Here is a 24,140-nt window from a genome sequence, read left to right on the forward strand (position 1 = left end):
TATTCGAACGTATGTTCTAATGGGTGCATGAGGTGGCAGGAACAGGAACCCAAGGCAGCTCCGTCGGCCGATGCGCTGCTCCCCCTTCAGGGACTCGTCCGCTCCGTGCAGACACCGGAGTTCGCAGGCGTGACTTTCCACGAGGTCCTCGCCAAGTCGGTCCTGAACAAGGTTCCCCGGACGTCCTCCATGCCCTTTGGCTGGACAGTGAATCCCTACCGGGGCTGCAGCCACGCCTGCGTGTACTGTTTCGCCCGCAAGACCCACAGCTACCTGGACCTGGACACCGGCGCGGACTTCGACAGCCAACTGGTTGTCAAGACGAACGCGGCCGAGGTGCTGCGCCGGGAACTGGCGCGGCCGTCCTGGGATTACGAGCATGTCGCCATGGGGACCAATACTGATCCATACCAGCGCGCCGAAGGCCGCTACAAGCTCATGCCGGGGATCATCCGGGCTCTGGCGGACAGCGGAACCCCGTTCTCGATCCTGACCAAGGGGACCCTGCTGGCCCGCGATCTCCCGCTGTTGGCCGAAGCCGCCCAACAGACGAGCATCAGCATGGGGATTTCCCTGGCCCTGCTGGATCCGGAGCTGGCCCACCGGGTTGAGCCGGGCACACCTTCCCCCAAGGCCCGGCTGGACCTGATCCGGCGGATCCGCGACGCCGGGATGGACTGCAACGTCATGGCGATGCCCATCCTGCCGTGGCTGACCGACGGCGACGAGTCGCTGGACGCACTTTTCTCCGCACTGGCCGAGGCCGGCGCCACCTCCGTCGCCGCCGGCGCCCTTCACCTGCGGCCGGGGGCACGCGAGTGGTACCGGGAATGGCTGGCCCGGGATTACCCCCAGCTCTCGGCCCGCTACGACAAGCTCTACAACGGCGGCACCTATGCCTCCAAGGACTACCGCCAGTGGCTCGCGGGACGGATCGCCGTCTTCAAAAAGCGCTACGGCTTCGCCGGGCGGAACCAGTTTCTCGCCACCCGCGGTGCGCCCCGGACCGCCCCGCAGACGGCCGCGGGACTGCAGGTGGCGGCCGGAACGCTTTTTTAGTCACCGCAAAGGTCTTGACCGGTGGACGGGTACGGCCTAAGTTACAACCAAATGGTTGTAGATACGTTGTCAGATGAAGCCGTGAACCGCCTGTTCCACGCCCTGGCGGACAGCACGCGCAGGGATATCCTGCGCCGTGCAGCAGCCGGGGAGCTGTCGGTATCGCGGCTGGCCGAGGCCTACCCCATGAGTTTCGCAGCGGTCCAGAAACACGTTGCGGTCCTTGAAGCGGCAGGTCTGGTCTCCAAGGAACGCCGCGGGAGGGAACAGCTCGTGTGCACCACCCCGGATGCCGTAGCCCAGGCACACAGCGCACTGGATGCGCTGGCAGAGGCCTGGGAAGGGCGGCTAAACCGGATGTCCGACCTGCTGCGGCAGGAACCGGCCGGGAACCACCCCGGAGCAAGGAAAACCAGCCATGAGCGTGAAAAGCATTGACAAGGATTACGACGCCCTGACCATCACCGCCCTCGCGGAGTTTGACGCAGCGCCGGAGAAAGTCTGGGGACTCTGGGCCGACCCGCGGATGCTTGAGGGCTGGTGGGGCCCGCCGACGCACCCGGCCACCGTTGAGCAGCACGACCTCTCCCCCGGAGGCAGCGTCAGCTACTACATGAGAGGCCCGGACGGGGAGACCTACCACGGCTGGTGGGACGTGCTCGTTGTACGCCCGCCGACACGGCTGAGCTTCCGGGACGGGTTTGCCGATAAGGACGGCACCCGGCGCCAGGACATGCCCGTCACGGAGGTGACAGTCACGCTCACCGGCCGGGACGGAGGAACGGATGTGGAGGTGGTGACGGCGTTTGCCGACCGGCCCGCCATGAAGGAACTGATCTCCATGGGCGCTGTTGAAGGCGCCGCCGAGGCGATGTCGCAGATGGACACCGTTCTGGCCTCGGCCTGATGAACCGGACAGCCCCGGCCGCAGGTTCCGGCTAGGCGGATCCGGCGGCGGGCTGCCCCGCAGCCTGCAGGACAGCGGCGACTATCGGGAAGTCGGCGGGGATCCAGGCCAGCTCGGCCAAGGCCCCGGGCTGAAGCGGGACCCAGCGAAGCTCGTCATGGTCCTGAAGCGGACGGGGCTCCCCCGCCTTCACTTCAACCAGCCAGACACGCATGGCGGCCTTGGCGTTCAACGGCCAGCCCTGATCCAGGGGGCCGGCAACCTCGGCACCCAGGACCACTTCAATACCCAGTTCTTCGGCCAGCTCCCGGTGCAGGGCGGCTTCACAGGATTCCCCCGGCTCCACCTTTCCGCCCGGGAACTCCCACATGCCGGCAAAGGCTTCGGGAGCGGTCCGGCGGGCAGCCAGCAGTCTCCGCGGCCGGCCCAGGTCATCAACAATCGCGGCTCCGACTACCTGCTTCAGTTCTGAAATCGACACAGATCGAGTCTACGGTGCCGCCTGTCCTAGACTGGGAAGGAACGGCACCGTGGCCGTTTGGCCCCGGCCAACGGCTGCATCCGTTCTTCCGCTCTGACCACGGGTCGACCCGCCGCGCCCGTGCCTTCCACGGCTCCGCGCACCCGCTGATCCGAAAGCACCCCTGCATTAATGCCTTCCCTGCGCGTATTGACGCCCAAAACCCATCATGTCTCCCTGGCCATCACGGCCCTGGCCGCCGGCGGCTTCGCCATCGGCACCACCGAGTTCGCCATCATGGGCCTGCTCCAGGAAATGGTCGCCGAACTGGGTGTCTCGGTCCCTGAAGGCGGCCACGTCATCTCCGCCTACGCCCTCGGCGTCGTTGTCGGCGCGCCGCTGCTTGCGGCTGCGGGTGCCAAGATGCCGCGCAAATGGCTGGCCCTGGGGCTCATGGCGTTCTTTGCCATCGCGAATCTTTCGTCCTTCATTGCACCGGACTACGGTTGGCTGCTGGTCACCCGCTTCCTCTCGGGCCTGCCCCACGGTGCCTTCTTTGGGGTGGCTGCCGTGATCGCAGCATCCCTGGTGGCGCCCACCCGGCGCGGCTGGGCCATTTCCATGGTCATGCTTGGCCTGAGCATTGCCAATGTGGTCGGAGTGCCGTTCGCTACCTGGCTGGGCCAGCTGGCCGGCTGGCGCTGGATGTTCGTCCTGGTCGGCGCCATAGCGCTGCTGACCGTCGCCCTGGTGGCCTGGTTCGTTCCGTTCCAGGCCGCGCACCCCGATGCCAGCATCCGGCGCGAACTGAGCGCCCTGCGCCGCATGCAGATGTGGCTCGCCCTGCTGGTCGGCACCGTGGGCTTCGGCGGCTTCTTCGCGGTCTACACCTACATCTCCCCCACCATGACCGAGGTGGCCGGGTTCTCCATGGGAGTGCTGCCGCTGATCGTTGGCCTCTACGGCGTGGGACAGGTCGTGGGGAACATCGTCGGCGGACGGATCGCGGACCGCTCGGTGATGGGCAGCATCTACGCCGTCCTCACCGGCACCGTACTGATCCTGGCCGTCTATGCCTGGGGAGTCCAGTACAAGGCCGGAGCGATCATCCTGGTGTTCCTGGTCGGTGCGATCGGTTCAGCCCTCACGCCGGCGCTCCAGACCCGGCTGCTCGATGTCTCCCCCGGCGCGGCCTCGCTGGCATCGTCGCTCAACCACGCTGCCTTGAACATGGCCAACGCCCTGGGCGCCATGGCAGGCGGACTGGTGATTGCGTGGGGCTGGGGCTTCCGCTCACCGGCCATCGTGGGTGCAGTGCTGGCCGTGCTGGGGCTGGGAATCGCCCTGCTCAGCGGAGCCCTGGACCGGCGTCGCACGGCGGACAACCCCGCCGCAGGTGCCGCTGAGGAGGCACTGCGGCGCTAGGGCAGGTGGGCGCCTCAGTTGTGCCGGGGCAGGTGAGCCGCCTCAGTTGTGCTGGGGCAGGTGAGCCGCCTCAGTTGTGCTGGGCGCGTGCCGAGGCATAGAGGCACACGGTGGCGGCGGTACCGACGTTCAGGCTCTCCGCACTGCCGTAGAGCGGCACCGCCACCCGGTGGTCGGCCGCGGCCAGTTCCGCGTCGGAGAGGCCCTGCGCTTCGTTGCCGAACAGCCAGGCGGTCGGGGCCTCAAGCTGCGGCAGCGCGTCGTCGTCCGCGGCAGGCGGTGTTCCACCGCCCAGGCGACGCACGGCACTGAGGTCCTGGAGCCGGTCCAGGTTGACGTTCCCGTAGCCGTCGGCGGCCAGGACCGTTGCGCCCGCGTCCTTGAGGGCGGCGACGGTCTCGGGGAAGTCTGCACCGGTCACTACCGGCAGGTGGAACAGGGAGCCCGCAGTGGAGCGCACTGCTTTGGGGTTATAGATGTCAACACTGGAAGCGGTGAGCACCACGGCGTCAGCGCCGGCGGAATCGGCGGCACGCAGCACGGTGCCGGCGTTGCCGGGGTCCCGGACCTCGCACAGCACGGCTACCAGCTTCGCGCCGGATGCCAGCACCTCGGCGAGGGTGGGGGCGGAGATGGCGCAGACAGCGACAATGCCCTGCGGCGTCACGGTGTCCGCCATGGCGGCCAGGACTTCATCGGTGGCCAAGCGGAGCACGGTCCCGCGGGCGAGATCTGCGAGTTCCGGCAGGCGGTCCAGGCACGCCTGGGTTGCATACACTTCGTGCACGACGGCGGGTCCGCCGGCCGCCGCAGCCGCCCGGTGCGCGGACAGCGCCTCGCGGACGGCCTGCGGCCCTTCGGCCAGGAAGCGGCCGGTTTTTAAGCGCGAAGAGCGCCCGGCAAGCTTCGCCACATCTCGGACCCGATCAGCTCGGGGATTGGACATCAGCGGTGCCTGCGGGCGCCCTTCGTGGTTCATCGTCTTTTAGAGACCGATTCCCTTAGCCCTGGAACTTCTGGCGGGATTCGCCGCCTGCCGGCTCCAGGCCTGCAGCCTTGGCTGCTTCCACGGAGTCGAACCAGTATTCAGCAACGGTCTGCTCGTACCAGGTGGAACCCGGGACGTGGTACTTGCCCGAACCCAGGTTGCCCTTGATAACGAAGCCTTCGGGGGCGTCGCCCTCGGAAGCCTTGAAGCCGCCCTTGGCGGAGGCAACGGCAGCGGCCGGCTTGGCGGCGGGAGCAGCCTTGGCAGCCGGAGCAGCCTGGACGGCCGGAGCCGAGGTGTCGGACGGCAGGGCGTCCTTGGCAATCTGGACCAGCGCAGCGAACGCAGCGGCGTCGTTGACGGCCAGTTCGGCCAGCATGCGGCGGTCAACCTGGATCTCGGCCAGCTTCAGGCCCTGGATCAGGCGGTTGTAGGTCAGGCCGTTGGCGCGGGAAGCAGCGTTGATGCGCTGGATCCACAGGCGGCGGAAGTCGCCCTTGCGCTTGCGGCGGTCACCGTAGCTGTACACAAACGAGTGCAGCAGCTGCTCTTTGGCCTTACGGACCAGGCGCGAACGCTGTCCGCGGTAACCCTTGGCGCGCTCGAGAATAACCCGACGCTTCTTGTGGGCGTTAAGCGCCCGCTTCACACGTGCCACGTGCGTACTCCTTTTGGTAAATCTCCCCGACTTGGTAAGTCACTGCGCCTGGAAGGCCCAGGAGCGGGGAAAGCTTTGATGGGATGAAGCCGGCCCGGAGGGGACGGCTGTCGGGGATTAGTTAGATGCCCAGCATCTTCTTGATGACCTTGGCGTCAGCCGGTGCAACGAGCTTGTCGTTGGCCAGGCGGCGGGTCAGCGTGGAGGGCTTGTGCTCCAGGTAGTGGCGGCGGTTAGCCTGCTGGCGCTTGAGCTTGCCGGTACCGGTCAGCTTGAAGCGCTTCTTGGCGCCACTGTGGGTCTTCATCTTCGGCATGTCTACCGATCTCCTTTAGGTTTCCGCGGGCAGGCCCGCGGGGCTTTCGACACCTGGGCAGGTGTCAGGGCTTCATTACTGGTGCCAGGACAGCGTGCAGGAAAACTACTCTGCAGTTCCGGGCTTGTTCGAGCCGGACGTTCCCCGCGGGGACGACTTGCCGGCAGGCTTGGGGGCCGCAGCAGGCTTGGGCCGGGCAGCCGGCTTGGGCGGTGCTGCAGGCTTTGCCGCACTGGGCTTCGGGACCGCTGCGGGCTTCGGAGCAGCAGCAGGCTTGGCGGCCTCGGCAGGCTTGGCGGGAGCGGCTTCAGCGGCCGGCGCGGGGGCCGGCTTGCTGGCAGCGGCAACGCGGCGGGCCTCGGTGGCGGCCTTTTCGGCAGCTGCAGCCTTGGCGCGCTTGGCGGCCTGCTCCTTCTCTGCCTGCTCCTGCTCTGCGCGGGCCTTATCGGCTTCGGCAGCGGAGGAGCCCAGACGGAGACCGTCGGGCAGGAGGTCGGCAAGGCTCTGAGTCATCGGAGCCTTGTCGGCGGAGGTATCCACCCGTGCAGGTGCTTCACCGTTCCTGGCAGCCTCGTTGGCAGCCTTGGCGTCTGCACGCTGCGTGGCGCGGCGTGCTTCGGCCTTGGCTTCGGCCTTGTTCTTCAGCGGGCCGATGACCATGACCATGTTGCGGCCGTCGATGCGCGGCGTGGACTCAACCACACCGACTTCTGCGACGTCCTCGGCGAACTTGTTCAGCAGCTTCATGCCCATTTCGGGGCGCTGCTGCTCACGGCCGCGGAACTGGATCATGGCCTTGACCTTGTCACCTGCGCCCAGGAACCGCATGGCGTGGCCACGCTTGGTTTCGTAGTCGTGGGTGTCAATCTTCAGGCGGAACCGGATTTCCTTCAGAACGGTGTTCGTCTGGTTCTTCCGGGCTTCGCGTGCCTTGACGGCGGCTTCGTACTTGTACTTGCCGAAGTCCATTAGTTTGCACACCGGGGGCTTTGCCTGCGGTGCTACCTCAACAAGATCCAGGTCGGACTCGGCTGCAAGGCGGAGTGCGTCCTCAATGCGGACCACGCCTACCTGCTCACCTGCCGGACCTACCAGCCGCACCTCGGGGACGCGGATCCGATCATTGATTCTTGGCTCGCTAATGTTGCAGCTCCTGTGTTGTTCAAAACGGCTACCGCCTGCAACTGAAGAAGGCCCCCAATTGCAAGCGCAATCGGAGGCCCGTAGGAGGTTCGGCGGTAACTGTCTCGAAGCCGGTTCGAGGCAGTTAGCTCCCGGAACGGTTCAGCCGCTTCGGGAAGTCCGTGGACTTTCCTGCTGCTGGCCCGTCGGGGCCGACCTGAACCCGGCAACTCTGCGGCCTTTACGGGCAGTCAGGCTGACGCGGGTGGGAGGGGACTCCGCTTGCATACCGGTTACGCCGCCTTCAGGAGAAAGTGTGATTTTCATCCTGCCCGTAGTGGGCATTGAAAGTAACGACAACCAGTCGGTCTGTGACAAGCTTACCAGTATGAGTACCCCACAGAGCAATCCGGCAGGGGAAGCAACCCGCCATTCCTTCCCCGGAACAACCGAAGAGTCCGAAACCGCTGCTGCTGCACAGCAGGAAGTCGCCGACCAGATGCGCGACATCGCCGAGGTTCCGGCCGTCGAGGTCATTACGACGGCGGCGGTCCACCTGATGAGCGCTGCAGCGGTCAAGTGCGGCCTGGCCGAAGGCGACGATGCCGAGGCCCTCAAGGACCTGGACGAGGCACGGAAACTGATCACCGCCCTGGCCGGCTTTGTCACGGCTGCGGCGCCGGAAATCGGCAGCCAGCACGCAGGACCGTTGCGTGACGGCCTGCGGTCCCTGCAGCTTGCCTTCCGCGAAGCGTCGGTTATCCAGGATGCCCCGGGCAAGGGTCCGGGCGAGAAGTTCACCGGCCCCGTCAGCTAACCCCCCTCCGCACCGCATACCGCCCGAGGAGCCTGCCGCAGCAGGCCCCTCGGGCTTTTTTGATGCCCGGGGCCGGGCGGGGACGGCCTAGCGGACCGGGGCGGAACGCAGGAACAGCCGGCGGGCGGACAGGGTTGCCAGGACCAGCACGGCGGCTGCACCGCCGGCCAGCAGGAAACCGGACCAGGGGCCGATGACGTCGATGGCCAGGCCCGCCACGGGTGCCCCCAGTGCGGTGCCGGCCGTCATGGAGGAGCCGTACCAGCCCATGGCTTCACCGCGCCGGTTCTCGGCCACCAGGTCCGCCACCCGTTCCGAGGCGGCCGAGAGCACAGGGGCGCAGAGCAGGCCTGCGGGAATGGATAGCAGGGCCAGGCTCAGGGTGTCCGTGGCGAAGGCCATCGGCATGGTCAGCACCGCCATGGTCAGCAGCAGGGACATCGGCGAGAAGCGGCGCTTCATGGCGCCGTAGACAATCCCGCCAATGGCTGAGGCGGCACACCAGGCCACGAAAACGATGCCGACCTCGGACGGATTGCCGCCGGCTTCCACCGAGGCCACAATCCCGACGTCGGTACTGGAGAGCAAAAGCCCTGCACCTATGGCAACGGCGAACACCACGGCCACTGCCGGGCTGAACCAGGTGAAGTTCCCGGCCACTCCGTGACGCAGCCGCTCGAACATGTTCTGCGGTCCGTCCGGCAGGCCCGCACCGGTAAGCTCCATCGGCGCTTCCTGGATATTTGCCGGCGCCACCGCCACAGCGGTGGCCGCCGCAGCCTCCTGCTCGTCAACTGCGGTCACAGCCTTCTCCGGTTCCGGGGAACGCGTGGGCGGGTTGAACCAGATCAGCAGGAGCCCGGCCACGGCCGCGGAAAGTCCCACCGCGGTCAGGCCGATCACGGAGGATATCTGCGTGGCAATCACGGCCCCCAGCGCGGGGCCCATCATAAAGATGAGCTCGGTGACGATGGAGTCGAGCGCAAAGGCGGTACGCCGCTGTTCGCCTGTGGCCAGCACACCGAGGGACTGGCGGACCACACTGAAGACCGGGAGGGTGAACACTCCGCCCACCAGTGCAAGGACCAGCAGCCACTCAAAGCTCACGTGCGGGGCCGTACTCCAGATCACTGCCTCGGCGATGACCGACGGGATCAGGGCCTTCCGGAGCCCAATGGTGTCCACCCGCCGTCCCCGCCAGGGAGCGCCCACGGCGATGCCGATGGTGACCACGGCTGCCACGGCACCTGCGGCCGCATAGCCCCGGTCCATGGTGTTCACTACATGCAGGGTGAGCAGGACGCCCGCCGCGGAATGCGGAAACCGGGCGATCATTCCGACTATCAGCAGGCGGCGGATCGGTGCGATCCGCAGCATTTCGCGGTAAAGACCAAAATTCACGGCAGTTCTCTTCCGGCGGGTTACGCCTGACGGGTCAGCGGGTGATTTTGATGTCCAGGGAATCCACGCGCTCAACAAACTCGGGGTTGGCAGTCAAACGCTGTTGCAGGGCGGCCACAATGGCCTGGATGTCCTGCGGACCAAGTCCGGGCGCAAGCTGGAGAATCATTCTAAGCTCCGGGCCGGCCCCTCCCCCGCCCACCGGTGTTCCGTCGGCGGTCCTGGAGGCGGTGCCCTGCCCCTGCTGCAGCGTTACCGCCAGGATCTGCGGGTCCGGCCCGGCGGCCGCTTCGGCCATCTCCACCAGGGCGGGGTCGGTGTAACACGGCACCCAGTCGCGCTGCTGGCCGAGCGCCCACATGGCCGGGCGGCGGACCACAAAAGTGAAATCCGCTCCCGGGTCGACCACCAGCAGCTGGGCATCCTCCGAAACAGCGGAGAGCGCTGCCCGCGGCGTATACACGGCCACCGGCCGGGCTTCGGAGTGCCAGCGTTCCAGTGCCTCAACCGACGTGAAGACCGGCAGTGCCTTGCGTCCGTCCGGCGCGGTCAGGGTGACCAGCGCCATGTCCGCCTGTTTATCGGCCGTGAGTCCGTGCTCGGATTCGGTTTCCTCGCCGAGCACGGCCACAATCGGGACAAACACGCGGGCGGTGGCGAGGGAGGCCACCACCTCGGCTTCAGTGCCGGTGCCGGCGATCAGCTTGGCGACGGCGTCCACGTAACGGGGATTGGCCCGTCCGTCATCGCTGTCGAAATTGTGGAGCGGGTTTCCCTCACCGGCCAGGTCCCGGCCTGCCCACGGCTGCCCCGCCGAATCAGTGGGGCCGCCGGCGCCGGCCAGTGCCGCAGCGATATGTCCGGGCAGTTCGCGGGCAGCCATTCTCAGCGGTCCGGGTGCCCGGCGACGTCGAAGGCCTGCGGCAGGGTGAAGGCACCGGCGTACAGGGCCTTGCCCACAATGGTTCCTTCCAGGCCCAGGGGAACCAGCTCGCGCAGGGCTGCCAGGTCATCCAGGCTCGAGATGCCGCCGGAAGCCACCACGGGGCGGTCGGTACGCTTCAGCACCTCGCGCAGCAGCTCGATGTTCGGTCCGCGCAGCGTGCCGTCCTTCGTCACGTCCGTGACCACGTAGCGCGGGCAGCCGGCTTCCTCGAGGCGGGCCAGCACCTCCCAGAGGTCGCCGCCTTCCTTGGTCCAGCCGCGTGCCGCCAGCGTGGTGCCGCGGACATCGAGGCCGACGGCGATGGCCTGGCCGTAGCGGGCAATGGCGCTGGCGGTCCACTCGGGGTTCTCCAGTGCAGCGGTGCCGAGGTTCACACGTGCCGCACCGAGTTCCAGGGCCTTGTCCAGTGACTCGTCGTCGCGGATGCCGCCGGACAGTTCCACCTTGATGTCCAGGGATTTCACCACGCGGCTGAGCAGGTCCAGGTTGGAGCCGCGGCCGAAGGCGGCGTCCAGATCCACCAGATGGACCCAGTCCGCGCCGTCATTCTGCCAGGCAAGGGCGGCATCCAGCGGATCGCCGTAGCTGGTCTCGCTGCCGGCTTCGCCCTGCACAAGGCGCACGGCCTGGCCGTCGGCCACGTCCACGGCGGGCAGGAGTTCAAGGACGGGTGTTTCGCTGAAGGGCATCTCTTGTGCTTTCGGTGGTGGGGTCAGGAGAGGTTGAGGGTCAGCAGGTAGGCGCCCAGCAGGGCCATTCCGGCCAAAACCCAGAAACTGATAACAATAATTTTGGACATGCCCTGGCTGCGGAAGGACACCGCACCGCCGATCAGCAGCCCGGCCAGGCCCATAAGAACAATGCTCCACATAGCCGCTAGCCCAGCGTCTTCAGCCAGTTGTTCAGCAGCGCTGCGCCGGCTTCACCGGACTTTTCCGGGTGGAACTGGGTGGCTGACAGCGCGCCGTTCTCGACGGCGGCGATGAACGGTCCGCCGTGGTCCGCCCAGGTGACCTGGGGCGGGCGCATGGCCGGCTGCGTGACGTCGAAGTCCCACTTCTGCACGCCGTAGCTGTGCACGAAGTAGAACCGTTCCTCCTCGATTCCGTCGAACAATGCCGAGCCTTCCGGCGGGGTCACGGTGTTCCAGCCCATGTGGGGCACGACGTCGGCAGCGAGCCGCTCGACCACCCCGGGCCATTCACCCATGCCCTTGGTCCGGACGCCGTGTTCCACGCCCTCGTCGAAGAGGACCTGAAGCCCAACGCAGATGCCCAGGACCGGGCGCCCGCCGGCAACCCGGCGGCCGATCATGCGGATGGCGTCCACGTCTTTGAGGCCCTGCATCACGGCCGCGAACGCGCCGACGCCGGGAACTACGAGTCCCTCTGCGTTCAGGACGTCGTCGGGCTTGGCACTGAGGGTGACGTTGGCACCGGCGTGCTCAAGGGCGCGCACGGCTGAGCGGATGTTTCCGGAACCGTAGTCCAGGACAGTGACGTTGCGGGCGCTCACAGGGCGCCCTTCGTGGACGGAATGCCCTCTACCCGCGGATCGGATTCCACGGCGGCGCGGAGGGCGCGGGCGAAGGCCTTGAACTGCGCTTCGACAATGTGGTGCGGGTCGCGTCCGCCCAGCACCCGCATGTGCAGGCAGATCTGGGCGTGCAGGGTGATGGCCTCAAACACGTGCCGGGTAAGCGAGCCGGTGAAGTGCCCGCCGATCAGGTGGTATTCCTGTCCGGCAGGTTCACCGGAGTGCATCAGATAGGGCCGGCCGGAAATGTCGACGACGGCGTGTGCCAGCGCCTCGTCCAGCGGAACCGTGGCCTCGCCGAAACGGCGGATGCCTGCCTTGGTGCCCAGGGCGGTCTTGAGCGCCTCGCCGATGCTGATGGCAATGTCCTCGACGGTGTGGTGGACGTCGATGTGCGTGTCGCCGGTGGCCCGTACGGTGAGGTCCATCAGCGAGTGCTTGGCCAACGCGTTCAGCATGTGGTCATAAAACGGCACGGAGGTGCTGATGTCGGCACGGCCGGTGCCGTCCAGGTCCAGTTCAACGAGGACGGACGATTCGCTCGTGGTCCGCTCAAGGCGGGCGGTGCGTCCGGTAGCGGTCTCCACAGTCATGGGGTTCCTTCAGGAAGGTCGGGGCCGGGGCAATGGGCAAAGCGCCGGCAGGTTCTCAGTTTAGTCCCGGTGCGGCCGGGTCCCTGAATCAGGGGTGCCGCGGGCTGTTCAGGCGGGGAGCAGGGTCCGCAGCGCCGTGAGGAAGGTATCCGTTTCAGCTTCCGTGCCGGCGGTGACGCGCAGATGGCCCTCGATGCCGATATCCCTGACCAGGACGCCGGCTTCCAGCAGGCCTTCCCAGACGGCACGGGGATTCTCCATCCCGCCGAACAGCACGAAGTTTGCGTCCGACGGTGCGGGGTCCAGTCCGAGTTCGGTCAGCTCCCGCACAATCCGGTCACGCTGGCCCTTGATGTCCTCCACATTGGAGAGGAGGGCGTCGGAGTGGGTCAGGGCGGCGTTCGCCGTGGCCTGGGTGATGGCGGACAGGTGGTACGGCAGCCGGACCAGGCGCAGGGCATCGGCAATCTGGGGTGCCGCCGCCAGGTAGCCGATGCGTGCGCCGGCCAGGGCGAAGGCCTTGGACATGGTGCGGGAGACAATCAGGCGTTCCCGTCCGGGAAGCAACTGCAGGGCGCTGGGAGTATCCGCGTGGGAGAACTCGGCGTAGGCCTCGTCAACCACCACAATGGCGTTGGATGCTTCGCCCGCCTCATACGCGGCTTCGATGACGTCCAGGCCCAGGGCCGTTCCCGTGGGATTGTTCGGCGTGCACAAAATGATGATGTTCGGGGTCTGGGCCCGGATCTGCGCGGCCGCCGATTCGGGAGTGAGGGAGAAATCCGCTTCCCGGGTGCCGGTGATGTAGGCGGTACCGGTACCGCTGGCGAGCAACGGATACATGGAGTAGGTGGGCGGGAAGCTCATGGCTGTCCGGCCGGGTCCGCCGAAAGCCTGCAGGATCTGCTGGAGGACTTCATTGGAGCCGTTGCCTGCCCAGATGTTCTCCGCCGCCAGGCCGTGGCCGAGGTACTTTGCCAGATTTTCCCGCAGCTGCGTGAATTCCCGGTCCGGGTAGCGGTTCAGGCCGCCGACAGCGGACTCCACTTCGGCAACGATGGCCCGGCGTACGTGCTCGGGCAGTCCATGGGTATTTTCGTTCACGTTCAGCAGGATCGGCACATCCAGCTGCGGGGCCCCGTAGGGCGTCAGGCCCCTGAGGTCATCGCGCAGGGGAAGTCGGTTCAGGTTTTCCAGCTGTTCACTCACCACTACAGCTTAAGGCGCGGCGTGGACAGTTCCGGAATCCGAGGCCATCTCCACAGCGACTAAGTCCCTCCATGAAGACCGGTACCCCCGCGGAGGCTGGTCCCTGCATGTGGAAAGCTGCGTCCGGCGCCGGCAACGGACGGCGTTCTTAGGCAGCGGGCGGCTCTTTTTCGTCAGCGCGCGTGCGGCTGGCCAGCGCGGGTGGATTGGTCAGCGCGGGTGGATTGGTCAGCGCACATGGGCTCGTCACCGTGCGTGGGCACCGGGGTGTCCGGTAGGTTAGCGCGCCACCGGGATGTAGAGCTGGCGCCCGGCCGGCACGGTGGCATCGTCCAGATTGTTCAGCTCCACGATGTCGGCAACCACCGTCCGGGGATCCCGCTCAGGAGCGAACTCCGTGGCCAGCGACCACAGGGAATCCCCGTTCGAAACAGCCACCTGGATGGTACGGGTCTGCTCCGGGGAGTTGCCCGATGCCATGGCCGGAGCGGTAAAGAATCCGACAAAGACCAGCAGGGCGGCCGTGGTCAGCATCAGGGGTGCCCCGACCAGGAGAAGCCGGCCCCGGCGGGTAAGCCGCAGGGGTGCATCGGATGAAACGGGTGCGGCTGCCGAAGGAACCGAGGGAAGTACATGTACTGACATGTCAATACCTTTCCGGTCCGAAGCACCGAACGGCCGCGCCGCGCCCCCGCAAGCACGGGAGGAAGCGCTGTGGCTCGAAAGTGCATTCGAACATCTGGTGGGACCACCGAGGTGTCGGCGGGCCGTACTCGAACGTATGTTCTAAGTTGTACTCGAACATTTCTAGCACTTATCTACGAACAATGTCGAGACTCGCTCGAATATATGTTTGATAAAGGTGCTGCACTCCCCTAGCGTTGAACCCATCGGGAAGCGGCTGGAACCAACTAACCATCCGCCTCTGACAAAACGGTCAGCCGGACAGCAGCACCAACCGGAAGACACCAGACACAACAGATAGACCGCCAGAACCAACCGGTCCGCACCTGCGGGCCGTCCGTGAAGGGAAGCCGACGTGGCACGCAGGACTGTTTCCAATGGCAGCACGCCTCCCCCTGCCGCGCCGGCAGGCCGTTCCAAGGGCCTGACTGCGCGCCAGACGAAGATCCTGGAAACCATCCAGCGGTCGGTGAGCGCCAACGGCTACCCGCCCTCGATGCGCGAAATCGGAGACACTGTCGGTCTGGCCAGCCTCTCCAGCGTCACGCACCAGCTGAGCCAGCTGGAGAAACTCGGCTACATCCGCCGCGATCCCAAGCGTCCCCGGGCCATGGAGATCCTGGTTCCGCTGCTCCTGCGGGACGCCGCCTCCTCACGGAACGGCAACACGTCGGACGCGAAGGCGACCGGCAGCACCGGTTCCAGCCCGGTAACCGCCCAGGACGGAACGGTCAACGGTCCTGCCGGGTCCGCGTCCGCAGGTGCTGCGGCAGACCTCACCACGGCGATCGATACGGCCATGGTGCCGCTGGTGGGACGGATCGCAGCAGGCGGCCCCATCCTTGCTGATCAGCAGGTTGAGGAAGTGGTTCCGCTCCCCCGCCAGCTGGTGGGCCACGGGGACCTGTTTATGCTCAGGGTCGCCGGTGACTCGATGGTCGATGCGGCCATTTGCGATGGCGACTGGGTAGTGGTCCGGCGCCAGCCCACCGCCGAAAACGGTGACATCGTGGCCGCCCTCCTGGAGGACGAAGCCACCGTCAAGACGTTCCGGCAGCGCAACGGCCACACCTGGCTGCTGCCGCAGAACACCCGCTACGAACCGATCCTGGGTGACGAAGCGACCATCATGGGCAAAGTTGTCTCGGTGATGCGTTCCCTCTAAGCGTCATTCCGGGACCAACACCGGAACAAACAGCAGTGCCCCGGCTTCCGGCCGGGGCACTGCTGTTTTATGAGTGCTGTCGTTTTATGAGCGGCTGCTTTACGGGTGGCTGCCTATGGCTCAGTCCGGCGTCCCCGGTGGCAGCGCCCGCAGGCTGGCCTAGCTGCGTCCCGTCCCGGCATCTGCCGGCTGACCCGCGAGCCGCTGAAGGGCCTGAAGCACCACGGTGCGGTCGGTGGTTGCCCAGAACGGAGGCAGCGCCGCCCGCAGGAAGCTGCCGTACCGTGCAGTGGCCAGGCGTGAGTCGAGCACCGCCACCACACCCTTGTCTCCGGAAGCCCGGATCAGCCGTCCGGCACCCTGCGCCAGCCGCACGGCGGCGTGCGTGGCGGACACGCTCATAAAGCCGTTGCCGCCCGCCTTGGCGACGGCGCGGGTACGCGCCGTCATCAGCGGATCGTCGGGCCGCGGGAACGGAATCCGGTCCATCATCACCAGCCGGCACGAGGCACCGGGAACGTCAACGCCCTGCCAGAGGGACATGGTGCCGAACAGGCAGGTTTCGTCGTCGTCCGCGAACTGCTTCACCAGGGCGGACATGGTGGATTCCCCCTGGCACAGAATGGGGAAATCCACGCGGGAACGCAGCGCCTCGGCCGCCTCCTCAGCTGCTCTGCGCGAGGAGAACAGGCCCAGCGCACCTCCGCCGGAGGCTTTGATCAGTGCCTCGATCTCGTCGAGCTGCTCAGGGGAGGTTCCACGCCCCGGTTTGGGCAGGTCCTTCGCGACGTACAGGACACCCTGCCGCGGATAGTCGAAGGGACTGCCGACGTCGGTACCGGTCCATTTGGGCGCACCTGGGCCTACCAGTCCCAGGGCACCGGCCACGGGGCCGAACTCGGCACCAATGGCGAGGGTGGCCGAGGTCAGGACCACGGTATGCCCGTCAAAGAGTCCCTCACGCAGCCGTCCGGCCACGGACAGCGGGGCCACGTTGATGACAGGCGGCGAATCCTCTTCGGGCGCGGTGTAACCGGCCCCCGGGGAGAAGGTGCTGGTCCGTGATGCCCAGACAACCTCGCCGGAATTGCCGGCATCGAGGATGCGTTCGCACATTTCCTGCACGGCCAGCAGGCGCGAGCGGGCCATCTGCCGGCCGCCGTCCACCGCGTCCGGTCCTTCGGGTTTGGAATCCGAGAGGGCCGTCCGGGTGGATTCGCGGACATGGCCGAGCACCATCTCCTGGTCCTCTGACAAACCTCCGGCCAGCAGGCCCGAGGGCACCGGCGCGAAGACCTGGTCGAACGCACGGCCGGCGGCAGCAAGCGGTTCCAGGGTCGCGGAGGTGTGTTTGCGGGCGGCGGCCACGGCTGCGGCGATGAGGGTGCCGGAGAGCTGTCCGGTGACGGCTCCGGTGACGCGGTCCTGGAGTTCGTGTGCTTCGTCGATGACCACTACGTCGTAGTCGGGCAGTACGGCCAGGCCTTCAAAGGCTGCAATGGCCAGCATGGCGTGATTGGTGATCACCAGGTCGGCCACTGCCGCCTTGGCCCGCGCCCGTTCGCTGAAGCATTCTTCGGCCACCGGGCATTTCTGCGCTCCCAGGCACTCCATGGAGGTCACGGAGACCTGCCGCCAGGCGCGGTCACTGACACCGGGAAGGAGTTCGTCCCGGTCACCGGTTTCGGTTTCCTGGGCCCATTCCCGCAGCCGGACAACGTCGCGTCCCAGGGCGGACGTCGGCCCGCCGGCGGGTGCAGGGTGCGTCACCGCCTGGTCCTCACCGAGCATAAAGAGCGTGCCGGCGTCGTCGTCCTCATCCGGGAAACCGCCGCCGGTCTTGTGGACGCAGACATAGTTGCTGCGGCCTTTGAGCAGCGCCACGTCCACCTCGCGCGGCAGCTTAGGCTCAAGGGTCTTCAGCAGCCGGGGCAGGTCCCGCCCCACAATCTGGGACTGCAGGGCAAGCGTCGCGGTGGAAACCAGCGCCGGCTTGTCGCTTTCGAGCGCGTGGGCAATCAGGGGAATGAGGTAAGCGAGGGATTTACCGGTGCCGGTGCCGGCCTGGACCAGCAGGTGATCGCCCGTCTCGATCGCCTCAGCAACCTGACGGGCCATCTCATGCTGGCCCGGGCGGTTTTGGCCGCCCATGGCCGAAACCGCCGTGTCCAGCAGCTCCAGGACCTCCTCCGGCCCCTGGGAATCCCCCTTTTTACGCATGGGCGACAAAGGGCTCCAGTTCTGCGGCCAGGCCCTCGCGAACCATGACGTGCAGCCGGGTTCCCGTTTCGCCGTGCTCCATGGAAAGGATTTCCGCGTCCTGCTGGTGCAGGCGGGAGACGACGTCGCCGCGCTCGTACGGGACCATCAGCTCCAGGTCCACTCCGGGACGGGGTATTCCTTCAGAGATAGCCTGCAGCAGCTCCGGGATTCCTTCCCCGGTGCGGGCGGAAACCACCACGTGCCGGCTCTCGCGCTGGCGCAGCCGTTCCAGCACGTACGGATCGGCGGCGTCGGCCTTGTTCAGGACGATGATCTCGGGCACCTTGCGGGCGTCCACCTCAGCCAGCACCGTGCGGACCGCGGCAATCTGCCCTTCGGGGTCCGGATGCGATGCGTCGACCACGTGCAGGATCAGATCGGCGTCGGCGACTTCCTCCAGGGTGGAGCGGAAGGCCTCCACCAGCTGGGTCGGAAGGGAGCGGACGAAACCGACGGTGTCCGCCAGCGTGTAGCCGATGCCGTCTTCGGTCTGCGCCTTGCGGATAGTCGGATCCAGGGTGGCGAACAGGGCGTTCTCCACCAGGACCCCGGCGTCGGTCAGCCGGTTGAGCAGGGAAGACTTGCCCGCATTGGTGTAGCCGGCAATGGCCACCGAAGGGACGGCGTTGCGCTGCCGGTTGGCCCGCTTGGTTTCCCGGGCCGGTTTCATCGCTGCGATTTCGCGGCGCAGCTTGGCCATGCGGGTGCGGATCTTCCGCCGGTCCAGTTCAATCTTGGTTTCACCCGGTCCGCGGGAACCCATGCCGGCGCTTGCGCTGCCGACCTGCCCGCCGGCCTGGCGGGACATGGACTCGCCCCAGCCGCGCAGGCGGGGAAGCAGGTATTCCAGCTGTGCCAGTTCCACCTGCGCCTTGCCTTCACGGGACTTGGCATGCTGGGCGAAGATGTCCAGGATCAGGGCGGTCCGGTCAATGACCTTGACCTTGACGATGTCTTCCAGGCCGCGGCGCTGTGACGGGGCAAGCTCGCTGTCCACGATCACGGTGTCGGCACCGGTGGCCATCACGATGTCCTTGAGTTCCTGGGCCTTGCCGGATCCCAGGAAGGTGCCGGGGTCCGGCTTCAGCCGCCGCTGGATGATTCCGTCCAGGACCTCGGAGCCGGCGGTCTCAGCCAGCGCAGCGAGTTCCTTCAGGGAGTTTTCCGCGTCGGCTGCGGTGCCTTCGCTCCACAGCCCGGCCAGCACAACCCGTTCCAGCCGAAGCTGCCGGTATTCGACCTCGGTGACGTCTTCGAGTTCAGTGGACAGGCCGGCGACGCGGCGCAGGGCACGGCGTTCCTCGAGGTCCTGCTGCTCACCGTCGTGGATCGAGTGTTCTTCGCCGGATTCCGAGAGCGCCAGTGCGCGTCCACGGCGCTCATTGCTGCCGGACGCGGCCTTGGTTTCCACCGCGCTTTCCTTCGAGAGGATCCTGTCGATGACGCCCTGGATGTCCGCTTGGCTCAGTTCCGGCGTGGAACCTGCTGCGGAGCCGTTCCCGGAATTCAGGGCACGGGAGTTGTTGATGGTCATAATCTCCTTAGAAGGATGTACTTAACATGGTAGGCCAGGCACCGGACATTTCCCGGGCCACCATTCTGGGCAGATACCCGCCGGCACCGCAATGGATTTCCGAGCCGCTGCACTGTTCCTTACAACCGCTGCACCGCCGGGGAAATTCCGCAGCGGGTACGTACAGCGACTAATCTGGACTGTTATGGGTTCAGACCACTATTTCTCTTCCACTCCGTCCGGACCCGAGGTCCGCAAGCCCCTCCGGGTCACCCTTGCCGGGGCCGAGCGGGTGCTGCAGACCGCCGGCGGAATTTTCAGCCCCGACGGCATCGACAAGGGCACCGCGGTTCTGCTGGAGGAAGTCCCCGCACCCCCGGCCACCGGCAACCTGCTGGATATTGGCTGCGGCTGGGGGCCCATTGCGCTGACCCTTGCACTGAAGTCCCCTCAGGCGCGGATCTATGCCGTGGATGTCAACGAACGCAGCCTTGGCCTGACGCGGGACAACGCGGCGGCGCTGGGCTGCGACAACGTCCTTACTGCCCTGCCCCAGGAGGTGGACCCGGACGTCCGCTTCGACACCATCTGGTCCAACCCGCCCATCCGGATCGGCAAGGAGGAGCTGCATGCCCTGCTCCTGCTCTGGCTGCCGCGCCTGTCCCCCGGCGGCACCGCCTGGCTGGTAGTGCAGAAGAACCTTGGGTCGGACTCGCTGCAGCGCTGGCTGGCCGAAGCGCTGCCGGCCGGGTTTACGGTCACCCGGCACAGCACCGCAAAAACCTTCCGGATCCTCAAGGTGCAGCGCACCGACGCTGCCTAGAGCAGCATTCCCCGGGCCACCAGCACGGCCGGGCCGCTGAGTTCCACGTGCTCGCGGCCTTCCGGGCCGGACAGGAATCGGACGCCGACGACGCCGCCGGGCACCGTCACTGCCCAGCTGTCCGGCGCCTGGGCGCCGGCCCAGAACCGGACGGCCACCGCTGCCGCGCAGGCGCCGGTGCCGCAGGACAGGGTTTCCCCCACCCCGCGTTCGTGCACCCGCATGGTCACCAGGCCCACGCCGTCTTCGACCAGCGGTTCAGCGGGGACGACAAACTCGACATTGGTGCCGTGTTCGGGTTCCGGCTGCACCGACGGCGGCGCGGTCAGGTTGGTTCCGGCGAGTTCGCTGAGCTCGGCCAGGGCGACCACGGTGTGCGGGTTGCCCATGCTCACCGACAGCGCCGGGCGGGGCACTTCAAGTCCTTCGGCGTTGACCACGGCGTCCATGGCCTTTGCTGCGGCATGGTCCGGGTAGATGAATTCCCACGGCCCCATGTCCACCGCGTAGCCGCCGGCGATGCGGCTCACCGTTTTCAGCCCGGCGCGGGTGCCGATGGACAGGCTTTCCCCCTCGCCGAGTTCCAGCAGGTGTTCTTCGAGCAGGAAGTGGACGAACACGCGCACCCCGTTGCCGCACATTTCCGAGACGCTGCCGTCGGAATTGCGGTAGTCCATAAACCATTCCGCGTCCGGTGCTCCCTCCAGCAGCGCCCGGCCCTCGGCGACGAATTCGGAGCGGACCGCGCGGATGAATCCGTCGGCGCCGATCCCGCGGTGCCGGTCACAGACCGCAGCGACCTCGTCTGCCGTCAGGTTTCGGGACCCGTCGACGTCGGCGATGAGGACAAAGTCGTTTCCGGTGCCGTGTCCCTTCGCGAAGGGAAGTCCGGCGAGGGACGCCGGGAGGCCGGAGGCGGACAGGGAAGCGGCGGGGCTCGAAGCAGCAGAAGTATTGGTCACTTACCAAGGATACTGGGCCGGCCGAACCCGCGGACGGCTTCCGCTGCCCGGTTCAGCAACTGCGGATCGTCGTGGTCCAGCCAGGTGATGCGCGGATCGGCCCGGAACCAGGTGAGCTGGCGGCGGGCAAACTGCCGGGTGGCCACCACCGTGGCGGCAGCCGCGTCCGGCGCGGACGCCTTCCCGTCCAGAACGGCCAGGAACTGGGCATACCCCAGTGCCCTGGAGGCAGTCCGCCCGGAGCGCAGGCCCTGCGGTTCCAGCTGCCGGACCTCCTCCAGCAGTCCCTGATCCACCATGGCGTCCACCCGTCGGGCCAGGCGCTCATGCAGGACCGGCCGCTCCACCTGCAGTCCAATCTGCACCGTCGGCCGCACATACTCGCGCACCGGCATAAAGGAGCTGAACGGGCGGCCGGTGAGTTCGATGACTTCCAGCGCCCGCACCACCCGCCGCGCGTCGCCGATCCGTTCTGCCGAAACCGGATCCGCCTTCTGCAGCCGGGCCTGGAGCGCGGGCAGTCCCTGTGTTTCCAAATCCGCTTCAATCCGGGCACGGACGGACGGGTCGGTGCCCGGGAATTCGAGTACGTCCAGGGCAGCACGGACGTACAGCCCTGAACCGCCCACCAGGATGGGGTACCTCCCCCGGGCGCTGATGTCTTGGATGAGCTTGCGTGCCTGGGCCTGGAAGGCCGACACGCTGGCTTCCTCGGTGACGTCCATGATGTCCAGCAAGTGGTGCGGAACGCCGCGGCGCTCGGCTTCGGAGATCTTGGCGGTGCCAATGTCCATGCCTCGGTAGAACTGCATGGAATCGGCGTTGATCACCTCGCCGCCCAGTTCCAAAGCAAGAGACACCCCCAGATCGGACTTTCCCGATCCGGTGGGGCCGACGACGGCGATCACCGGCCGCTCGGCCGGCAGCGCAGAGTTCACGGGTGCCTCAGGAACGCGGCGGCAGGACAGGCATGCCCAGCGACACACCCTTGCGGGCGCCGGGCGGACCGGCGGGAACACCGCAGGAATCCGCCTGCGCACGGTCCCACGCGTCGCCGGCCCGGGAGCGCCGCAGCGAGTAATCCGCCGCCGTGGCCGGATCCGCAATGAGGTGGAAGGCGGCGGCTGCGGTGACCGGAACCGTCACGAGGTCACCCGGTCGGGGAACCGGGGCGCCGTCGGGCACGGAGAAGTGCACCAGGCGCTGGTCCCGTGATCTGCCGGAGAGCCGGCCGGTCTCTTCGGACTTGCGCCCGGACCCGGCTGTCACCATGACTTCCACCGTGGTGCCAACCTGCTTGGCGTTTTCCTCCGCGGCAATGCGGTCCTGCAGCGCGGTGAGGCGCTCAAAACGTTCCTGCACCACCGCTTTGGGCAGCTGGTCCGGCAGGTCCGCTGCCGGTGTGCCCGGACGCTTGGAGTACTGGAACGTAAAGGCCGTGGCGAAACGTGACTGCTCCACCACGTCCAGGGTGGCCTGGAAGTCCTCTTCGGTTTCACCGGGGAAGCCCACAATGATGTCGGTGGAGATGGCGGCGTGCGGCATGCGTTCACGAACCCGGTCGAGGATCCCGAGGAACTTCTTGGACCGGTAGGACCGGCGCATGTCCTTGAGGACCTTGTCCGAGCCGGACTGCAGGGGCATGTGCAGCTGGGGCATAACGTTCGGCGTCTCGGCCATAGCCTCGATGACGTCGTCGGTGAAGGCCGCCGGGTGCGGGCTGGTGAACCGGACCCGCTCCAGGCCCTCGATCTCACCGCAGGCGCGCAGCAGCTTGGCGAAGGCGCCGCGGTCACCGAATTCCACGCCGTAGGAGTTCACGTTCTGGCCCAGCAGGGTTACCTCGATGGCGCCGTCGTCGACCAGTGCTTGGATTTCGGCGAGGATCTCCCCCGGCCGGCGGTCGCGTTCCTTACCCCGCAGGGAGGGGACAATGCAGAACGTGCAGGTGTTGTTGCAGCCCACGGAGATGGACACCCAGCCCGAATAGACCGAGTCCCTCTTGGTGGGCAGTGTGGAAGGAAAGACGTCCAGGGATTCGAGGATTTCCAGTTCCGCTTTGGCGTTGTGCCGTGCGCGTTCCAGCAGGGCCGGCAGCGAACCGATGTTGTGGGTGCCGAAGACGGCGTCGACCCAGGGCGCCTTGCGCAGGATGGTCTCCCGGTCCTTCTGGGCCAGGCACCCGCCCACGGCAATCTGCATCCCCGGGTTGCGTTCCTTGACCGGTGCCAGCAGCCCCAGGTTCCCGTAGAGCTTGTTGTCTGCGTTCTCACGGACGGCGCAGGTGTTAAAGACGACAATGTCCGCCTGGTCGCCGTCGGCGGCAACGTATCCGGCGTCTTCGAGCAGACCGGAGATACGTTCGGAATCGTGCACGTTCATCTGGCAGCCGAAGGTGCGGACCTGGTAGGTGCGCGGGCTCGGCTGCAGTGCATCGGGGGCAGGGGAAGAAACAGTCAGACTCACCCTCCTAGGGTACGTCCACCCATGCTCCGGCCCCGAATACCGCCGCGGATTATTCTCAGTACCAGTTGTTGGCGTAGTGGAAATTCAGGGCACCGCAGGGTGAGCCGTAGCGCGAGGAGATGTAGTCCAGGCCCCAGTTGATCTGCGTCCGGTAACTGGTCTGCCAGTCGCCGCCGTGGGACGCCATCTTCTCCGCCGGCAGGGACTGGGCAATACCGTACGCGCCGCTGCTGGCGTTGGTGGCACTGGTCAGCCATTCCGATTCCTTCGTCCAGAGCGTGTCCAGGCACGTCAGCTGGGACGCCTGCCAGCCGCGCGGCGCCAGGGCCGAGGCGGCGTAGGCCTTGGCGGCGGCGGGATCATCCACGGGAACGGCGGCCCGGGCAGCGGCTTCCGCGGCTGCGGATGCCTCTGCCTCGGCAACCGCGGCGGCTGCGGCTTCCTCCGCCGCTTCAGCCACGGCAGAGTCCGTTGCGGCCGGCGCCGCTTCGTTCTCGGAAGCGGCGGCGGCGCCGTCGTTCCCCGGGGCATCCGCGTCGTTCCCGGCGGCGCCCGCGTGGCTCTGCCCGGAAGCCGATGCCGGACCGGCGCCGGCGGGCATACCGCTTTCCTCGTCACCCAGCAGCGGCACAGCCAGGTTCACCAGCTGCATGCCCGCGGAAGAGCGGAGACTGGCGCCGGCCCCCGTCCCGAGGGCCGCACCGGACACCCCTAGTACGGCTACCGTTCCGAGGGTCGCGGCGGCACCCGCCTGAAGACGGCGGCGCCGGCGCAGGGCGCGGCGGATACGGGTCTGTTCGCGTCGTGAGGAGTCAAGTGAAGTCACAA

The 24,140-nt window shown here is 67.0% G+C and carries 26 protein-coding genes; 7 read left to right on the plus strand and 19 right to left on the minus strand.

Annotated features, from left to right (window positions below; translation table 11 throughout):
- The first annotated feature begins 27 nt into the window (after positions 1–27).
- Genes AC5RTS_RS06870 through AC5RTS_RS06880 form a run of 3 tightly spaced genes read left to right on the plus strand, consistent with a single transcriptional unit; the run spans position 28 to position 1,966 of the window.
- Positions 28–1,059, plus strand: coding sequence for an Rv2578c family radical SAM protein (locus AC5RTS_RS06870; protein WP_493991331.1), 1,032 nt, complete (start codon positions 28–30; stop codon positions 1,057–1,059).
- Positions 1,060–1,110: 51 nt separating this feature from the next.
- On the plus strand, positions 1,111–1,497 hold the full coding sequence (locus AC5RTS_RS06875) for an ArsR/SmtB family transcription factor (protein WP_493991332.1): 387 nt from the start codon (positions 1,111–1,113) through the stop codon (positions 1,495–1,497).
- Entirely contained in the window at positions 1,478–1,966 is a 489-nt protein-coding gene (locus AC5RTS_RS06880; protein ID WP_493991333.1) for an SRPBCC family protein, read from the plus strand. The genes AC5RTS_RS06875 and AC5RTS_RS06880 overlap by 20 nt, the downstream gene beginning before the upstream one ends.
- A 31-nt stretch (positions 1,967–1,997) precedes the next feature.
- Here the strand turns inward: AC5RTS_RS06880 and AC5RTS_RS06885 are convergent, their stop codons facing one another.
- Positions 1,998–2,441 carry an NUDIX domain-containing protein gene (locus AC5RTS_RS06885; RefSeq protein ID WP_493991548.1) on the minus strand — a complete coding sequence of 148 codons (444 nt, stop codon included), beginning with the start codon at positions 2,439–2,441 and terminating at the stop codon, positions 1,998–2,000.
- Positions 2,442–2,618: 177 nt separating this feature from the next.
- Here AC5RTS_RS06885 and AC5RTS_RS06890 point away from each other — a divergent pair, with 177 nt between their 5' ends.
- On the plus strand, positions 2,619–3,851 hold the full coding sequence (locus AC5RTS_RS06890) for an MFS transporter (protein WP_493991334.1): 1,233 nt from the start codon (positions 2,619–2,621) through the stop codon (positions 3,849–3,851).
- Positions 3,852–3,921: 70 nt separating this feature from the next.
- Here the strand turns inward: AC5RTS_RS06890 and AC5RTS_RS06895 are convergent, their stop codons facing one another.
- The 4 genes from AC5RTS_RS06895 to infC all read right to left on the minus strand — a co-directional run bounded on the left by AC5RTS_RS06895 (position 3,922) and on the right by infC (position 6,914).
- Positions 3,922–4,830 carry a TrmH family RNA methyltransferase gene (locus tag AC5RTS_RS06895; protein WP_493991335.1) on the minus strand — a complete coding sequence of 303 codons (909 nt, stop codon included), beginning with the start codon at positions 4,828–4,830 and terminating at the stop codon, positions 3,922–3,924.
- Between the two features lie 22 nt (positions 4,831–4,852).
- Entirely contained in the window at positions 4,853–5,497 is a 645-nt protein-coding gene (rplT, locus tag AC5RTS_RS06900; RefSeq protein ID WP_493991336.1) for a 50S ribosomal protein L20, sunset domain variant, read from the minus strand.
- Positions 5,498–5,618: 121 nt separating this feature from the next.
- Positions 5,619–5,813, minus strand: a complete 195-nt coding sequence (gene rpmI / locus AC5RTS_RS06905; RefSeq protein ID WP_146363238.1) for a 50S ribosomal protein L35 — start codon at positions 5,811–5,813, stop codon at positions 5,619–5,621.
- Between the two features lie 105 nt (positions 5,814–5,918).
- Positions 5,919–6,914 (minus strand): translation initiation factor IF-3, encoded by a 996-nt coding sequence (gene infC, locus AC5RTS_RS06910; RefSeq protein WP_423723771.1) that lies wholly within the window; start codon positions 6,912–6,914, stop codon positions 5,919–5,921.
- A 409-nt stretch (positions 6,915–7,323) separates the two neighbouring features.
- Here infC and AC5RTS_RS06915 point away from each other — a divergent pair, with 409 nt between their 5' ends.
- Entirely contained in the window at positions 7,324–7,752 is a 429-nt protein-coding gene (locus tag AC5RTS_RS06915) for a DUF1844 domain-containing protein (protein WP_423723770.1), read from the plus strand.
- Positions 7,753–7,839: 87 nt separating this feature from the next.
- On the opposite strand, the gene AC5RTS_RS06920 is transcribed toward AC5RTS_RS06915, so the two are convergent.
- The 8 genes from AC5RTS_RS06920 to AC5RTS_RS06955 all read right to left on the minus strand — a co-directional run bounded on the left by AC5RTS_RS06920 (position 7,840) and on the right by AC5RTS_RS06955 (position 14,082).
- A complete protein-coding gene (locus AC5RTS_RS06920) occupies positions 7,840–9,153 on the minus strand; it encodes an MFS transporter (RefSeq protein WP_493991337.1) in 1,314 nt (437 codons plus the stop codon).
- A gap of 34 nt (positions 9,154–9,187) precedes the next feature.
- Positions 9,188–10,036 (minus strand): SseB family protein, encoded by an 849-nt coding sequence (locus tag AC5RTS_RS06925; RefSeq protein ID WP_493991338.1) that lies wholly within the window; start codon positions 10,034–10,036, stop codon positions 9,188–9,190.
- 2 nt (positions 10,037–10,038) lie between these two features.
- A complete protein-coding gene (priA, locus tag AC5RTS_RS06930; protein WP_227904486.1) occupies positions 10,039–10,788 on the minus strand; it encodes a bifunctional 1-(5-phosphoribosyl)-5-((5-phosphoribosylamino)methylideneamino)imidazole-4-carboxamide isomerase/phosphoribosylanthranilate isomerase PriA in 750 nt (249 codons plus the stop codon).
- Positions 10,789–10,811: 23 nt separating this feature from the next.
- The gene (locus tag AC5RTS_RS06935; RefSeq protein WP_227904483.1) at positions 10,812–10,970 is read right to left on the minus strand and encodes a hypothetical protein; all 159 of its coding nucleotides are present in this window, start codon (positions 10,968–10,970) and stop codon (positions 10,812–10,814) included.
- 5 nt (positions 10,971–10,975) lie between these two features.
- Entirely contained in the window at positions 10,976–11,614 is a 639-nt protein-coding gene (hisH, locus tag AC5RTS_RS06940) for an imidazole glycerol phosphate synthase subunit HisH (RefSeq protein WP_493991339.1), read from the minus strand.
- Positions 11,611–12,228 carry an imidazoleglycerol-phosphate dehydratase HisB gene (gene hisB, locus AC5RTS_RS06945; protein WP_493991340.1) on the minus strand — a complete coding sequence of 206 codons (618 nt, stop codon included), beginning with the start codon at positions 12,226–12,228 and terminating at the stop codon, positions 11,611–11,613. The genes hisH and hisB overlap by 4 nt, the downstream gene beginning before the upstream one ends.
- Before the next feature lie 108 nt (positions 12,229–12,336).
- Entirely contained in the window at positions 12,337–13,437 is a 1,101-nt protein-coding gene (locus AC5RTS_RS06950; RefSeq protein ID WP_493991341.1) for a histidinol-phosphate transaminase, read from the minus strand.
- A 279-nt stretch (positions 13,438–13,716) separates the two neighbouring features.
- Entirely contained in the window at positions 13,717–14,082 is a 366-nt protein-coding gene (locus AC5RTS_RS06955) for a LysM peptidoglycan-binding domain-containing protein (protein ID WP_493991342.1), read from the minus strand.
- A gap of 394 nt (positions 14,083–14,476) precedes the next feature.
- Here AC5RTS_RS06955 and lexA point away from each other — a divergent pair, with 394 nt between their 5' ends.
- Positions 14,477–15,286, plus strand: coding sequence for a transcriptional repressor LexA (gene lexA / locus AC5RTS_RS06960; RefSeq protein WP_493991343.1), 810 nt, complete (start codon positions 14,477–14,479; stop codon positions 15,284–15,286).
- Between the two features lie 159 nt (positions 15,287–15,445).
- Here the strand turns inward: lexA and AC5RTS_RS06965 are convergent, their stop codons facing one another.
- The gene (locus AC5RTS_RS06965) at positions 15,446–17,506 is read right to left on the minus strand and encodes an ATP-dependent DNA helicase (RefSeq protein WP_493991344.1); all 2,061 of its coding nucleotides are present in this window, start codon (positions 17,504–17,506) and stop codon (positions 15,446–15,448) included.
- Entirely contained in the window at positions 17,499–19,082 is a 1,584-nt protein-coding gene (hflX, locus tag AC5RTS_RS06970) for a GTPase HflX (protein ID WP_493991345.1), read from the minus strand. The genes AC5RTS_RS06965 and hflX overlap by 8 nt, the downstream gene beginning before the upstream one ends.
- 184 nt (positions 19,083–19,266) lie before the next feature.
- On the opposite strand from hflX, the gene AC5RTS_RS06975 reads away from it, so the two are divergent.
- Positions 19,267–19,884, plus strand: a complete 618-nt coding sequence (locus tag AC5RTS_RS06975; RefSeq protein WP_493991346.1) for a class I SAM-dependent methyltransferase — start codon at positions 19,267–19,269, stop codon at positions 19,882–19,884.
- Here the strand turns inward: AC5RTS_RS06975 and dapF are convergent.
- Genes dapF through AC5RTS_RS06995 form a run of 4 tightly spaced genes read right to left on the minus strand, consistent with a single transcriptional unit; the run spans position 19,881 to position 24,138 of the window.
- Positions 19,881–20,807, minus strand: coding sequence for a diaminopimelate epimerase (gene dapF / locus AC5RTS_RS06980; RefSeq protein ID WP_493991549.1), 927 nt, complete (start codon positions 20,805–20,807; stop codon positions 19,881–19,883). The genes AC5RTS_RS06975 and dapF overlap by 4 nt on opposite strands.
- Before the next feature lie 35 nt (positions 20,808–20,842).
- Entirely contained in the window at positions 20,843–21,784 is a 942-nt protein-coding gene (gene miaA / locus AC5RTS_RS06985; RefSeq protein ID WP_493991347.1) for a tRNA (adenosine(37)-N6)-dimethylallyltransferase MiaA, read from the minus strand.
- Positions 21,785–21,791: 7 nt separating this feature from the next.
- Positions 21,792–23,312 (minus strand): tRNA (N6-isopentenyl adenosine(37)-C2)-methylthiotransferase MiaB, encoded by a 1,521-nt coding sequence (miaB, locus tag AC5RTS_RS06990; protein ID WP_493991348.1) that lies wholly within the window; start codon positions 23,310–23,312, stop codon positions 21,792–21,794.
- Between the two features lie 55 nt (positions 23,313–23,367).
- Complete coding sequence (locus tag AC5RTS_RS06995; protein WP_493991349.1) at positions 23,368–24,138, minus strand: aggregation-promoting factor C-terminal-like domain-containing protein; 771 nt, start codon at positions 24,136–24,138, stop codon at positions 23,368–23,370.
- Positions 24,139–24,140: the final 2 nt, after the last annotated feature.

The organism is Arthrobacter sp. MDT1-49-2 (assembly GCF_059090185.1).

Coding starts and splice junctions, on each gene's coding strand:
- AC5RTS_RS06870 (WP_493991331.1), top strand. CDS start 28: ATGAGGTGGCAGGAACAGGAACCCAAGGCAGCTCCGTCGGCCGATGCG.
- AC5RTS_RS06875 (WP_493991332.1), top strand. CDS start 1,111: ATGGTTGTAGATACGTTGTCAGATGAAGCCGTGAACCGCCTGTTCCAC.
- AC5RTS_RS06880 (WP_493991333.1), top strand. CDS start 1,478: ATGAGCGTGAAAAGCATTGACAAGGATTACGACGCCCTGACCATCACC.
- AC5RTS_RS06890 (WP_493991334.1), top strand. CDS start 2,619: ATGCCTTCCCTGCGCGTATTGACGCCCAAAACCCATCATGTCTCCCTG.
- AC5RTS_RS06895 (WP_493991335.1), bottom strand. CDS start 4,830: ATGAACCACGAAGGGCGCCCGCAGGCACCGCTGATGTCCAATCCCCGA.
- rpmI (WP_146363238.1), bottom strand. CDS start 5,813: ATGCCGAAGATGAAGACCCACAGTGGCGCCAAGAAGCGCTTCAAGCTG.
- AC5RTS_RS06915 (WP_423723770.1), top strand. CDS start 7,324: ATGAGTACCCCACAGAGCAATCCGGCAGGGGAAGCAACCCGCCATTCC.
- AC5RTS_RS06925 (WP_493991338.1), bottom strand. CDS start 10,036: ATGGCTGCCCGCGAACTGCCCGGACATATCGCTGCGGCACTGGCCGGC.
- priA (WP_227904486.1), bottom strand. CDS start 10,788: ATGCCCTTCAGCGAAACACCCGTCCTTGAACTCCTGCCCGCCGTGGAC.
- AC5RTS_RS06935 (WP_227904483.1), bottom strand. CDS start 10,970: ATGTGGAGCATTGTTCTTATGGGCCTGGCCGGGCTGCTGATCGGCGGT.
- hisB (WP_493991340.1), bottom strand. CDS start 12,228: ATGACTGTGGAGACCGCTACCGGACGCACCGCCCGCCTTGAGCGGACC.
- AC5RTS_RS06955 (WP_493991342.1), bottom strand. CDS start 14,082: ATGTCAGTACATGTACTTCCCTCGGTTCCTTCGGCAGCCGCACCCGTT.
- AC5RTS_RS06965 (WP_493991344.1), bottom strand. CDS start 17,506: ATGCGTAAAAAGGGGGATTCCCAGGGGCCGGAGGAGGTCCTGGAGCTG.
- hflX (WP_493991345.1), bottom strand. CDS start 19,082: ATGACCATCAACAACTCCCGTGCCCTGAATTCCGGGAACGGCTCCGCA.
- AC5RTS_RS06975 (WP_493991346.1), top strand. CDS start 19,267: ATGGGTTCAGACCACTATTTCTCTTCCACTCCGTCCGGACCCGAGGTC.